Here is a 13,534-nt window from a genome sequence, read left to right on the forward strand (position 1 = left end):
TTCCCGCTCTATGTCCTCATATAAGTAAACTCAGTATTTTTTTCCTTTTTTTGCTCCTTTTCTGTTGTGGTTTCCCCCCGCTCCCACAAACAAGGCAGCCCAAACAAAAAGCCCCGCTTGCGCGGGGCTTTTTGCATGCATCAATTACAGGTTCACTTAGAACTTGTAGTTGATCGAAGCAGCGAGGATGTCGCCGCCCACGTCGTACTTGCCCTTGACCACGTTGCCAGTGGCCGAGGTCACGTTGATGCCCGGCTCATTGGTGAACAGATGGGTGTAACCGAAGTTGAACTCGGTCTTCTCCGACGGGGTCCAGCCCAGACCGAACGACAGCCACTTGCGGGTCACGTCCGGCACGCGCACGTCGCGGTGCTCGATGCTGGTCGGCGACTCGTCATAGGCCACACCGCCACGCAGGGTGATGGTATCCGACAGCTTGTACTCGGTACCGATCGAGCCAAAGGTGGTGTCGTTGTAATGGAAGCCCAGGACGCTGTCCGGCTGGTTCGAAGCGAAGTCGACGGTCACCTGGTCGAACGCGGTCTTCCATGCGGTGCGCGACACGTCGCCCATCACCGTCCAACGGTCGTTGATGCGGTGGGTCACGCTCATCGAGAACGATGCCGGCAGGGTCACAGTGGCCTTGCCCGAGGTGTCCACGAACAGGCCGCTACCCGGCTGACCGAGGGCAACCGAGACATTCTGCGGAACGGTGAAGTTGGCCTTGCCACCGGTGATCTTGTGCTCGACCTTGGAGCGGTAGCTGAAGGCGATGTTGGTGTCTTCAGTCGGGCTCAGGGTGGTGCCGAGCACGTAACCGACAGCATTGTTGTCGCCTTCGATGGTGACGAAGCCATCGGCGCTGCCCGGGAAGAAGCCACCCGCTGCTGCAGCCTGACCAGCAGCGGCGGCGGCGGCGGCGATCTGGGCCGGGGTGCGGCCAGCGGCAGCGGCAGCTGCGGCGGCGCGCTGCTGGGCGGCACCGTTGACCACGGCGCCCATGTCCAGTGCGTTGGACAGTTCGATGGTCAGGTGCTCAACGAACACCGACGCGCCGAACGATACATACGGGTTGACGTCGTAGGAGAACGCAGCGCCCAGGTCGATGGCCTTCAGGTCGGTGGTCACGCCGCTGTAGCGGCCCACCCAGTTCTTGTCGTAATCGGTCTTGAAGCCGAACGGTGCAGTCAGCGACAGGCCGAAATGCATGTTGTCGTTCTCGCCGAACGGCAGGTGGAAATACGCAGCCGGGACCGGCGCGATCATGCCGGCGTCGCCGCCGTTGCCACCGGTGATGTTGGTGCCGGTGCCCGGGCCACCCGGGCCGGAGTTGCGACCGGAGGACTTCTCGAATTCCGCCGAGAAACTGATGGCGCTCAGGTCAGCCTGGAACTGGCGGCCGTCGAGCAGGCGCATCGAGGCCGGGTTGGTGGCGACAACCGAAGCGTCGTCCCATGCGCTGGTGGAACCAGCAAAAGCGCGGCCGAGGCCCTTGGCGCTGTTTTCCTTCAGCTGGAAGGCAGCAGCATCGGCGTGGCTGAAAGCCAGGGCGCCGGCAATACCGACGGCAAGGGCAGTTACGCGAGCAATAGCAGAAGCGGTCATAGTGGAAGCTCTCTCCGTAAACGGTAATGGTCGTTTTGCGCCTGCACTCCCAAGTAGCAAGCTACTTGACAGTGCGCCGGAGTCCCCTCCCGACATACGACGCCGTATGCAGTATCACCCACGCTCGTTAACTAAACAATAACGACGTAAGACATATTCCCAGCCCGCACCGGGCAGTCCCGGGTTAGGCTTCCGCACTCATGTTCGTCTCCATTCCTTCCAGAAATAAGTCAGGCCTGCGCTGGGCTGTGCCCTTGCTGTGCCTGACCTTGCTGGCCGCCTTCCTCTGGTCGATCTCACGACCAGATGAGGCGCGACGCTCGCTGTGGCTGGACTGGGGTGCGCTGGCCACCGGCCTGGGCAGCGGCCACGACTGGTGGGCGGCATTGCGCGACGGCAGTGTATTAAGGCTGTTCACCGCGCTGTTCCTGCATGCCGACTGGTCACATCTGCTGGGCAACCTGGTGTTCCTGCTGATCTTCGGCCTGCCCGCCGAGCGGGTGCTGGGGCCGTGGCGCCTGCTGTTGCTGTTCCTGTTTGGCGGCGCCATCGCCAACCTGGCCGCGCTGTATGTGATCGGTTCGCCGGAGCGCACCATCATCGGCGCCAGTGGCGCGGTCTCGGCCTTGATGGGCACGTACCTGACCCTGTTCCCGCGCGCCAAGCTGGGCGTGGTGCTGCCGCTGGGCCTGTTCCTGGAATTCGTGCGTGCACCGGCATTTTTGCTGATCGGCGTGTGGGCAGCCCTGCAGGTGGTGTTCGCATATATCGGCCCCAGCTTCGGCATGGTGGCCTGGTCGGCGCATGTGGCTGGTTTTTTGTTTGGCGTGGCGTACGGGCTGTATGTGCGTGCGGCGATTGCCCGGCGCCTGCGCAAGCGCAAGGGCTTCTAGCCTTTTTTTTGTGGGAGCGACGTCAGCCGCGAAGCCCGCGATCGATCAGATCGCGGGAGGGCTGTGCCTTGGGTAGAGCCGAACCATGTTCGGCTGGGGCCTTACCGGTAAAGGTGCTGCCGCGCATGGCTCGGCACTACGCGGGGGTATTGCTGGTGAAGCCCCTGCCGAGCATGGCTCGGCACTACAGGGGTTTTTCTTCGGCGGCGGGCTTTTCTGTGGCTTGCGGCTTTGCAGCCGCGGCCGCGGCCGGGGCCGCCGGCTTGGCTTCGGCGCTGGCCGGCTTCGGCTTGGCTTTCGCCGCTGCAGCCTGCGCTGCCGCTACCGAGCCGGGGTGCTTGAGTTCCTGCAGCGCCGACTGGATCGGGGCATCGCCCGGCAACACCACACCGGCCTTGCTGCCCACCGCTTCATCATCGCCACGCAGATGGCCGGGCAGCTTGGCTTCGCTGTAGTCGCTCAGGCTGGGCGGCAGGTCGTTGACCGCATCGGCCGGATCCGGGGTCAGTTCCACGTCCGGCAGGATGCCGGTGGCCTGGATCGAGCGACCGCTCGGGGTGTAGTAGCGCGCGGTGGTCAGCTTGACCGAATCACCATTGTCCAGCGGCAGCACGGTCTGCACCGAGCCCTTGCCGAAGGTGCGGCTGCCGACCACGCGGGCACGACTGTTGTCACGCAGGGCGCCGGCCAGCACTTCAGAAGCACTGGCCGAGCCTGCGTCGGCCAGCACCACCATCGGCGCGCCCTTGAGCAGGTCGCCCGGGGTGGCGTCGAACCTGGCATCACTGATCGAGATGCGGCCGCGGGTACTGACGATGCCGCCCCTCTCCAGCAGGTCATCCGCTACCTGCACTGCAGCAGTGAGCAGACCGCCCGGATTGCTGCGCAGGTCCAGCACCAGGCCCTTCAACTTGCCACCAGCCTGCGCCTGCAGCTGGTTCAACTGCTTCTGGAAATCGGCACCGGTATCGGCCTGGAAGGTGCTGATGCGGATATAGCCATAACCCGGCTCCAGCATCTTGCTGCGCACGCTGGTGACCCGGATGGTCTCGCGCATCACGGTGACATCGAAGGGCTTCTGTTCGCCGCGGGCGATGGTCAGCACCACGCTGCTGCCAGCCTTGCCGCGCAGCGGTTCGCTGGCATCGATGGCGTTGATCGGAGTGCCATCAATGGCCACGATCAGGTCACCGGCCTTCAGACCGGCACGCGCGGCCGGGGTGTCGTCGATCGGCGACACCACCTTCAGGGTGTTGTCCTGCTGCAGTACCTCCACGCCGATGCCTTCGTAGGCACCATTGGTCTGCTCGTCGAAGGCCTCGGCATCTTCCTTGTCGAAGTAGGTGCTGTGCGGGTCCAGCTCCAGCAACAGGCCGCGCACGGCGGACTGCATCAGCTTCTTGTCATCCACCGGATCAACATAGGCCGCACGCACGGCGTTGTAGACACCGACGAAGCGGCGGATCTCGTCCAGGGGTACGCGTGAGGTGACCGATTCCTTGGCATCGGGATCGTCCGCCTTGGACACCTTGTCCGGGGCGCTCTGGGCCAATGCAACAGCCGGTGACAGGGCCAACAGCAGGGCAGCAGCAAGACGGGCTACACGCATGAACCACTCCATGAGATTACGGATGCGCAATAACCGCGCTGGACCCGATTATGCGCGAAGCCCGGCTAAATTCTTGTTGAACCGGCGCAGCCGCCTGCGCCAGCGCTCAGCGGGCGTTACTGCCGCTGCAACCAGGTCGAGGGATCCACCGGCTGGCCGTTGCGGCGCAGTTCAAAATACAGCGCGGTCACACCCTGGCCACCGGAGTTGCCGACCTTGGCCACCGCATCGCCACGCTTGATGCTGGCGCCGGCGTCCTTCAGCAGGGTGTCGTTATGCGCGTACAGGCTCATGTAGCCGTTGCCGTGATCCACGATCAGGATCATGCCGTAGCCGGTCATCCAGTCGGAGAACACCACCGTGCCATCGGCCACGGCAGTTACCGTGCTGCCGGCGGGTGCACCGATCAGCACGCCGGCGCTGTTGCGGCCGTCCGGCAGACGACCGCCATAGCGTGCCAGCAGGTTGCCCGACAACGGCCAACCCAGGCCGCCAACCCGCGGTGCCGGCGCGTTGGCGACCACCCGCGGTGGCACCTTGCCCGCTGCAGCCCGGGCCGGGCTGCGGGTGGAGCCGCTGTTATTGGCAGCTGCTGCCCGCGCCTGTTCGGCGGCACGGCGAGCGGCCGCGCGGCGCTCGGCTTCGGCGCGGGCAGCCGCGGCGCGCAGGCTGGCCAGCACCTGTTCCAGCGCGCGCGCGTCCTTGCCCAAGGCCTTCTCGCGCTCGCTGCGATCCTGATAGCGGGTATCCAGTTCGTTCAGCACGCTGGCGCGCTGGCGGCGGTCCTGGGCCAGCGCTGCGGCCTGCTGGCGTTGCTGTTCGCGGGCCTGCTCCAGCTCCTTGCTGCGCGCGACGATCTGCTGCTCGGTGCTGGTCAGCGCCTGCAGGTCGGTGGTCAGGCCGGTGATTGCCCTGGCGCGTTCGCGCTGCAGGTAGCGGTGGTAGGCCAGTTCGCGATTGGCGTCGGCCACGCTGTCCTGCGACAGCAGCAGCTTCAATGGCGCGTGGTTGCCCAACTGGTAGGCGCCGCGCAGCAGCGTTGCCAGTTGCTGGCGTTGCTGGGCCAGGCCGCTTTCCAGCGTGGTCCGGCGCTGTTGCAGGGCCACCAATGACTGTTGCTCGCGCTGCACCGCCGCCTCGGCCTCGGCTACCGCGCGGCCGCTGCGGGCGACCTTCTGGTCGGCCTCGCGCAGGCGCTGGCTGGCTTCACCGCGCTGCCCTTCCAACTGGCGACGCTCCTGGGCAACGCCCCTGATCTCGCCGCGCAGCTGCTGCAGCTTCTTCTCGGTGTCGCGCGAGCTGTTCTGCGCCGACAATGGCCCGGCCAGCAGTACGCCCAGCATCAGCAGGCAAGCACCACGCCATGGCAGCAGGGCCGCAGGTCGTTGGGGACGAGGCTGGTGACTGGGCTGGCGCAAAGAGGTTCCAGTGACTTCAGGCAGATGCGGATTGTACCCAAGCGTGATGCCATGCCACCCAGTCCATCGGCATTTCCACAGTGGAGATCTCATGAAACGTCTATTTCTACTTCTGCTGCTGAGCGCGAGTGCCCCACTGGCGCTGGCCGCCGACGACATCAGCAAGGTCAATGGCAGCATCCAGACCCAGGCCGGCAACACCTACGGCGATCTGGAAACCGTCAATGGCAGCATCCAGTTGGCTTCCGGTGTGCAGGCCAACAGCGTCGAAACCGTCAACGGCAGCGTACGCACCGATGACAACGTGCAGGCGCACAGCATCGAAACCGTCAACGGTGGGATCCATGGCGGCCGCAACCTGGTGCTTACCCACGGCCTGGATACGGTGAACGGCGGCATCTACGTTGATCGCGGCAGCCGCATTGGCGGCAGCATTGAAACCGTCAACGGCAGCATCGGCCTGGTCGCCGTGCAGTTGGCTGGCGACATCGAAACCGTCAATGGCGACATCACCGTTGGCATCGATTCAGTTGTCAGAGGCGGCATCAAGGTCAATCGTCCCTCGTTCGGCATCTCTCTGACTGCACCGCGCAAGCCGCGTATCGTCATCGGCCCGAACGCCGTGGTCGAAGGCCCGCTGGTGTTCGAGCGCGAGGTCGTGCTGCTGGTGCACGACTCGGCGAAGATCGGTCCTGTGACCGGCGCCACGCCGCAACGCTTCGACAGCGAAACCGCGCCACGCTGAACGCGCATTGCAGGCCAATCCTGCCTAGAATCCGGGTTCGATCTTGCAACCCGGAGTTCTCATGCATCGCAAACTGTTGTTGTGCCTGGCCGCGACCGCGGCACTGGCCGCCTGCAAGCAGGAGGCACCGCCACCGGCGGCCTCCGCGCCCGCCCCTGCCCCGGCTCCGGCCCACACCTTTGCCGGGGCAATCAATGCCGCCGACTTCGGCGAGCTGGTGAAGACCTTGGCCTCGGATGAATTCGAAGGCCGCGCCCCGGGCAGCAACGGCGAAGAACTGACGGTCAACTACATCCGCGACCAGATGCAGCGCATCGGCCTGCAGCCAGGCAACGGCGACAGCTGGTTCCAGGAAGTGCCGATGACCGAAACCACGGCCAACCCGGCCACCGTGCTGAAGATCCAGCAGGGCCAGGCCAGCCGTGACCTGGTATTCGGCACCGACATGGTGATCGGCACCCGCAGCGGCCAGCCGGAAATCAAGATCGACAACAGCGAGCTGGTGTTCGTCGGCTATGGCGTCGACGCACCCGAGCAAAACTGGAACGACTACACCGGCCAGGATTGGAAGGGCAAGACGGTGGTGATGTTCGTCAACGACCCGGGCTTCCACACCAACGACGCCAAGTTGTTCGATGGCAAGCGCATGACCTATTACGGGCGCTGGACCTACAAGTTCGAGGAAGCCGCACGCAAGGGCGCTGCTGCCGCACTGATCGTGCACGACAGCGCCGGCGCTTCCTATGGCTGGGATGTGGTGAAGAACTCCTGGGGCGGTGCGCAGTACGACCTGCCCGCAGCAGAAGACAGCCAGCCGCGCCTGCAGGCACAGGGCTGGCTCAGCGCCGAGGCCGCACGCAAGCTGTTTGCCGATGCCGGGCTGGACCTGGACAAGGCCTACAAGGACGCCAGCAAGCGTGGCTTCAAGCCGGCACCGCTGGATGCCAGCCTGTCGCTGGACCTGAAGAGCACCATCGCGCAGAAGAAGTCACGCAACGTGGTTGGCGTGCTTCCGGGCAGCAAGCGTGCCGACGAAGCCGTGCTGTACATGGCGCACTGGGATCACCTGGGCAAGCACGAAGGCGAGGAAGGCGACAACATCTACAACGGTGCGGTCGACAACGCGACCGGCGTGGCCGGCATTCTTGAAGTGGCCGATGCGATGGCCCACCAGCAGACCCCGCCGGAGCGCTCGGTGGTGTTCCTGGCGGTGACCCTGGAGGAATCGGGCCTGCTCGGTTCGCAGTACTACGTGAACCACCCGACCTTCCCGCTGGACAAGATTGCCGGTGTGATCAACATCGATGCGATGTCGGTCAATGGCCGTGCGCGTGACCTCACCGTGACGGGCTTTGGCAGCTCCGAGCTGGAAGACCTGCTCAAGCCGCTGGCCGCCAAGCAGGGCCGTACCCTGCATGCGGAAAGCTCGGTGCAGAGCGGCTTCTACTTCCGCTCCGATCACTTCAACTTCGCCAAGGCCGGCGTGCCTGCGTTGTATGCCGATGGCGGCGAAGACCTGATCGACGGCGGCGTCGAGGCTGGCAAGCGTGCTGCTGAAGCCTATGGCAAGGACCGTTACCACGGCCCGAAGGACGAGTACGACCCGGCCACCTGGAAGCTCGACGGCATCGTCGAAGACCTGGAACTGTTGTACGGTGTTGGCCAGCAGCTGGCCGGCGGCGACGCCTGGCCGAACTGGTACGAAGGCAACCCGTTCAAGGCCAACCGCGACGCGATGATGAAGAACAAGGACAGCAACACGGCCAAGTAAGCCGCTGCTGGTCGCGAACAGGAACGGCGCCCTTGGGCGCCGTTCCTGTTTATGTGGTTGCCCGCTGATGCAAAGCGGCGACGCTGTAGCCCGGGTAAGCGCGGCGCACCCGGGAGCCAGGGATAGCCGGCATTGAAGGCAATGCGCAAACAGCCCCGGGTGCGCTGCGCTTACCCGGGCTACGGGGGCTGCCTAGGCCGCCGATGTCTCCACGCGGGCACTGCGTGCCTTGCGCACGCCGGCTACCGCGAACACCACCAGCCCGGCCCAGATCAGGCAGAAGCCAACCAACTGGCTGGCATTGAAAGCCTCGCGGAACACCAGCACACCGACCAGGAACTGCAGGGTCGGCGCGATGTACTGCAGCAGGCCAACCACCGTCAGTGGCACCCGCCGCACGCCGAAGGCGAAGGCAATCAGCGGGATCGCGCTGACCGCACCGGCCAGCACCAGCAACACGTCGTTGCCGATGCCCCAGCCGGAGATGAAACCACCGCCATGGCCGCTCTCGGCCCAGACCACATAGGCCAGCGCCGGCGCCACCATGAACAGGCTTTCCACGCCCAGCCCGCTCACCGCATCGACAACCACCAGCTTGCGCAGCAGGCCATACAGGCCAAAAGTGATGGACAGGCCAATCGCGATCCACGGCGGGCGTCCGCTCTGCCAGGTCAGCCAGGCCACGCCCAGTGCCGCCAGCGCTACCGCCAGCCACTGCAGCTTGCCCAGCCGCTCGCCCAGCACCATCACCCCAAGCAGCACGCTCAGCAGCGGATTGATGAAATAACCCAGGCTGGTCTCAACCACGTGGCCGGCATTCACCGCCCAGATGTACAGGCTCCAGTTCAGCGCGATCAGCAGGCTAGACAGGCCCAGCAGCCAGAACCGCCGCGGCGTTGCCCATACCGCCCGCAACCAGCCCCAGCCGCGCACGATACCCAACCCGCCGACCAGCAGCACCGCACTCCAGACAATGCGATGGGCGATGATCAGGAATGACGGCACCTCCTTGAGCAGATGCCAGTACAGCGGGAACAGGCCCCAGATGACGAAGGCCAAGGTGGTGGCCCATAGGCCATTGCGGATTTCGCTGTTGCTGTTCATGTGCGACGCAGCCTTGCAAGAGTGATGACCACGACGCCGGCCAGAATCACCGCCATCGCGCCGAGATCGGAAACACTGAAACGCTCATGTGCGATCCACACGCCAAGGGCGACGGCGATCACCGGATTGACGTAGGCATAGCTGCTGGCCAGCACCGGGCGCACGTTGTGCAGCAGCCACACGTAAGCGGTGAAGGCGATGATCGAGCCGAATACGGTCAGGTAGCTAACCGACAGCAGGCCCTGAAGGTTGGGCCAGGTGCTGATGCGCTCACCGCGCAGCAGGCCGGCGCAGACCAGGATCACGCCACCGCACAGCATCTGCCCGGCGGCGGTCATGAACGGCGATGGCAGGTCACGGCCGCGCGACCAGATCGAACCGAACGCCCAGCCCAGCGGCGCGATCAGCAGCAGGATCAAGCCGGTAGGCGTTGCTGTAAGGCTGCTGCCGGCGTTGAGCCAGACCACGCCGACGAAGCCAACGGCAATACCCAGCCATTCACCGCGGGTGACTTTCTCGCCACGGATGGCCGAGAACAAAGCCATCCACAACGGCACCGAGGCCACCGCCACCGCCGCCAGACCCGACGACACATCACGCTCGGCCAGCACCACCATGCCGTTGCCGAGGAACAGCAGGCAAAGGCCCATCACCGCCAGCGTCTTCCATTGCGCACGGGTCGGCGCGGCAACACCGCGCCAGCGCAGCAGGGCATAGAGCACACTGCCTGCGATGACGAAGCGGGTACCAGAGATCACCGTCAGCGGCGGCAGGCCGCTTTCCAGCGCCAGATGGATGCCGAGATAGGTCGACCCCCACACCACGTAGACCAGCAACAAGGCCAGAACGACAAGGCCCCCCCTGGGAGGAGCAGCCGGCGTGGAATCGGGGGAGGACATGAGGCAGTGCCACCATTCGGGGGAAGGTGAATTCTAGGGCACAGCGGCGCCGAGATCAGTCTGAAAAACGGCATGCTGTATTCGTTTGGCAGCCCACCTACATCATCCATACATGGTCTGCGCTAGGGTTGGACCGACCGCCGCGCCACAGCTGCGCGCATCGCCCGGCCATTGCTCATCAAGCGAGGACCGCTTCTGCATGAACACCTCCACCGCCAGCGCACCGGCAGCCTCCGACCGCGCCGCCCTGCGTCGCTCCATCTCCAACACCTTGAAAGGCTCGGCCGGCAACCTGGTCGAGTGGTATGACGTCTATGTGTACTCGGTGTTCGCGGTGTACTTCGAGTCGCAGTTCTTCTCGGCCGCCGACAAGAACTCCACGATCTACGTGTGGGCGATCTTCGCCGCCACCTTCCTGATGCGGCCGATTGGTGCCTGGTACTTCGGCCGCTTCGCAGACCGCTACGGTCGCCGCCGCGCACTGACGGTATCGGTGACGGTGATGGCGGCCTGCTCGTTCCTGATCGCGATCACCCCGACCGCCACCCAGATTGGTGGCGCGGCAGCATTGATCCTGTTGTTCGCGCGGCTGGCACAGGGTTTCGCCACCGGTGGCGAGTACGGCACCAGTGCCACCTACATGTCCGAAGCCGCGATCCCCGGCCGGCGCGGCTTCCTGTCCTCGTTCCACTACGTCACCCTGGTTGGCGGCCACGTATTGGCGCAGCTGACCCTGCTCGGCATGTTGCTGCTGTGGGACAAGCCCGAGATTTCGGCCTGGGGCTGGCGCATCGCCTTCGGCATTGGTGGCATTGCCGCCATCGTGGTCTTCTGGCTGCGCCGGAGCATGGACGAATCGCTGACCTCCGACTCCATCGAAGCAGCGAAGGATGGCCGGGCCAAGGCTTCCGGCTCGATGTACGAGCTGTTCGTGCATCAATGGCGACCGTTGCTGTTGTGCTTCCTGATCACCGCCGGCGGCACCGTCGCCTTCTACACCTACTCGGTGAACGGCCCGAAGATGATCCAGAGTGCCTTCGCCGGCAACGACGTGATGACCGGCACCGTGATCAACCTGGGCGTACTGACGTTTTTGATGCTGCTGCAACCGGTCGGCGGTTGGCTGTCGGACATCGTCGGGCGCAAGAGCCTGCTGGTGTTCTTCGGCGTCGGCGGCGTGCTCTACAGCTGGTACATGATCACCCAGCTTCCGCAGCAGCATGATCCGCTGATGGCCTTCCTGGTGCTGTCAGTCGGCTTCGTCATCCTCACCGGTTACACCTCGATCAACGCAGTGGTGAAGGCCGAGCTGTTCCCCACGCATGTGCGTGCGCTGGGCGTGGGCTTTGGTTACGCGATGGCCAATTCACTGTTTGGTGGCACGGCACCGCTGCTCTATCAGGGCGCATTGAAGACCGGGCATGTGGATACGTTCGCCATCTATGTCACCGCGGTGATTGCGGTATCGCTGGTGGTCTATGTGTTCTTCCTGGAGAACAAGGGGCCGAACTGGTTGGATGGTACGCGGAGGTAAGACTGGATAATTCGGAGCCAGGGTGGCTTTGGCTCCGCTCTGATGCCGTCTCGCGCAGGTTGGAATGACAGCATAGAAAGCAAAGAGCAAAAACAAAAACCGGCGGACTCAGTCCGCCGGCTTTCTCGTCACTCAACATCACGCAATATCACTCAGCGCCTCGCAGCATCACTCGCTTCACGTGCAGCCTCGAACTCCGCACCCTTCTGCCATGTCGGCCACTTTCTGCTGTTGGCCAATTCCAAACCCATGTCGTAGACCAACAAGGTGTCGGCAGCCAAGCCTCGCGCATCCCACTGCGGCGACCACGCGTCGCAGGCCTGGTGGTAGCACTTGGCGAAATAGGCATCACGCAGCGCGCGGCCGGCGGCAACACCACCATCCAGCTTGTCCAGGCCTGCACCGACGGTGATCGCCGGCACGCCTTTGCGGGCAAAGGCAAAGTGATCAGCGCGGTAGAAGAAGCCAGCCTCCAGGTTCGGGTCCGGTGACCAGCGACGACCACGTGCCTGGGCAACGCGCGCCACATCATCCTCCAGCGAGACCCGGCCATTGCCCCAGGTCGCGATATCGGCAGTTTCGCCGTCCGGGCTGAACATCTCGATGTTCAATACCGCTGCCGTGGTTTCCAGCGGTGCCAGCGGGTGCGCGGCGTAGTAGCTGGCACCGAGCAGACCCTTCTCTTCGGCCGTCAACGCGATGAAATACAGCGAGCGCTGCGGGCGCGGGCCGGCGGCGAACACGCGGCCCAGCTCCAGCACCGAGGCCACGCCGGTGGCGTTGTCGATGGCGCCGTGGCGCACGGTCTGGCCGCTTGCGTCCGGCTGACCGATGCCGAAGGCGTCCCAGTGCGCGGAGAAGATCACCGATTCCTGCGGATGGCTGCTGCCCTCCAGCTTGGCTACCACATTACGGGTGACCACGCGCTCACGCTTGACCCAGAAGCTGGTGGTGAGACGCGCATCGCCCAATTCGACAGGCCGGAAGTCGGCCTTCATCGCCTTGCGCTTCTCGGTCTCGAAATCGAGGCCAGCGGCGCTGAAGATGCGTTCGGCCAGGGCCCGCTGCATCCAACCGCGTACCGGCGTATGCGCGGCCTGCGCTTCTTCCTGGCTGCGTTCGATATCGAACAGCGGCGAGGTGCCGGACGCCTTCACGGTTGCCCACGGATAGGCGGCTGGCGCGGTCTCGTGCACGATCAACACGCCCTCGGCACCGCGACGTGCGGCTTCCTCGAACTTGTAGGTCCAACGGCCGTAATAGGTGACCGCCTTGCCGTCGAACACGCCCGGTGCATCGGTCTCGAAGTCGGCATCGTTGATCAGCACGACGGCGATCTTGCCGCTCAGGTCCAGATCCTTGTAATCGTCCCAATGCCGTTCCGGCGCGGAGATACCGTAGCCGATGAACACCAGCGGCGTGTCCTGCTGGTCGACCACACCGAACGGGCTCAGGCTCTGCAGGGTGATGTCCTCACCGTTGACCAGCGGCACCGACTTGCCATTCAAGCTCAGGCTGGCCTGTACCGCGCCATCTACGGTGGCGCGCACCAGCGGCACTTCCTGCACCCAACTGCCGTCCTTGCCACCGGGCTGCAGGCCGGCCTTGCGGAATTCGTCGACCAGATAGTCCACGGTGCGCTGCTCACCTGCCGAGGCCGGGGCACGGCCTTCGAATTCGTCCGACGCCAGAATGCGTACATGCCGCGACAGCGCTTCCGGATCGATGCCGCCGCCGGGCAGGTCATTGGCCGCCGAGGCGATGCCGCCGACAAACAGGCAGGAGGACAGCAGCAGGATGCGCATCGGGTTCACGGCAACTACCAACGACAGAATGAATGGCAGATTCTAACCGGCCTTGCCCTTGTAGTCGCGGCAGCCCTGTAGTGGGGGGGGGGGGGCGGGGCGGGGGGGGGGGGGGGGGGGGGGCGGGCCGACGGGAGAGAGCGGGGCAACC

Annotated in this window: 10 protein-coding genes; 4 read left to right on the forward strand and 6 right to left on the reverse strand. The window is 64.7% G+C overall.

The window, feature by feature from the left end; all coding sequences use genetic code 11:
- Positions 1–156: 156 nt before the first annotated feature.
- Entirely contained in the window at positions 157–1,605 is a 1,449-nt protein-coding gene (locus ACVOMF_RS18090) for an outer membrane protein transport protein (protein WP_481510495.1), read from the reverse strand.
- A 200-nt stretch (positions 1,606–1,805) separates the two neighbouring features.
- Here ACVOMF_RS18090 and ACVOMF_RS18095 point away from each other — a divergent pair, with 200 nt between their 5' ends.
- A complete protein-coding gene (locus tag ACVOMF_RS18095) occupies positions 1,806–2,498 on the forward strand; it encodes a rhomboid family intramembrane serine protease (RefSeq protein ID WP_481510496.1) in 693 nt (230 codons plus the stop codon).
- Between the two features lie 184 nt (positions 2,499–2,682).
- Here ACVOMF_RS18095 and ACVOMF_RS18100 read toward each other — a convergent pair whose 3' ends face one another.
- Positions 2,683–4,107 carry a S41 family peptidase gene (locus tag ACVOMF_RS18100; protein WP_481510497.1) on the reverse strand — a complete coding sequence of 475 codons (1,425 nt, stop codon included), beginning with the start codon at positions 4,105–4,107 and terminating at the stop codon, positions 2,683–2,685.
- 116 nt (positions 4,108–4,223) lie between these two features.
- Positions 4,224–5,450 (reverse strand): murein hydrolase activator EnvC family protein, encoded by a 1,227-nt coding sequence (locus tag ACVOMF_RS18105; RefSeq protein ID WP_481510498.1) that lies wholly within the window; start codon positions 5,448–5,450, stop codon positions 4,224–4,226.
- 166 nt (positions 5,451–5,616) lie between these two features.
- Here ACVOMF_RS18105 and ACVOMF_RS18110 point away from each other — a divergent pair, with 166 nt between their 5' ends.
- Positions 5,617–6,270 (forward strand): DUF4097 family beta strand repeat-containing protein, encoded by a 654-nt coding sequence (locus ACVOMF_RS18110; RefSeq protein ID WP_481510499.1) that lies wholly within the window; start codon positions 5,617–5,619, stop codon positions 6,268–6,270.
- Positions 6,271–6,331: 61 nt separating this feature from the next.
- Positions 6,332–8,041 carry a M28 family metallopeptidase gene (locus tag ACVOMF_RS18115; protein ID WP_481510500.1) on the forward strand — a complete coding sequence of 570 codons (1,710 nt, stop codon included), beginning with the start codon at positions 6,332–6,334 and terminating at the stop codon, positions 8,039–8,041.
- A gap of 192 nt (positions 8,042–8,233) precedes the next feature.
- Here ACVOMF_RS18115 and rarD read toward each other — a convergent pair whose 3' ends face one another.
- Both rarD and yedA read right to left on the reverse strand, forming a co-directional pair.
- Positions 8,234–9,145 (reverse strand): EamA family transporter RarD, encoded by a 912-nt coding sequence (gene rarD / locus ACVOMF_RS18120; RefSeq protein WP_481510501.1) that lies wholly within the window; start codon positions 9,143–9,145, stop codon positions 8,234–8,236.
- Positions 9,142–10,044, reverse strand: coding sequence for a drug/metabolite exporter YedA (gene yedA / locus ACVOMF_RS18125; protein ID WP_481510502.1), 903 nt, complete (start codon positions 10,042–10,044; stop codon positions 9,142–9,144). Before yedA ends, rarD begins: the two co-directional genes overlap by 4 nt.
- A gap of 199 nt (positions 10,045–10,243) precedes the next feature.
- On the opposite strand from yedA, the gene ACVOMF_RS18130 reads away from it, so the two are divergent.
- Positions 10,244–11,578, forward strand: coding sequence for an MFS transporter (locus ACVOMF_RS18130; RefSeq protein ID WP_481510503.1), 1,335 nt, complete (start codon positions 10,244–10,246; stop codon positions 11,576–11,578).
- Positions 11,579–11,730: 152 nt separating this feature from the next.
- Here ACVOMF_RS18130 and ACVOMF_RS18135 read toward each other — a convergent pair whose 3' ends face one another.
- The gene (locus ACVOMF_RS18135; RefSeq protein ID WP_481510504.1) at positions 11,731–13,383 is read right to left on the reverse strand and encodes a M28 family metallopeptidase; all 1,653 of its coding nucleotides are present in this window, start codon (positions 13,381–13,383) and stop codon (positions 11,731–11,733) included.
- Positions 13,384–13,534 lie beyond the last annotated feature (151 nt).

The sequence above is a fragment of the Stenotrophomonas sp. STEN022 genome, assembly GCF_056760155.1.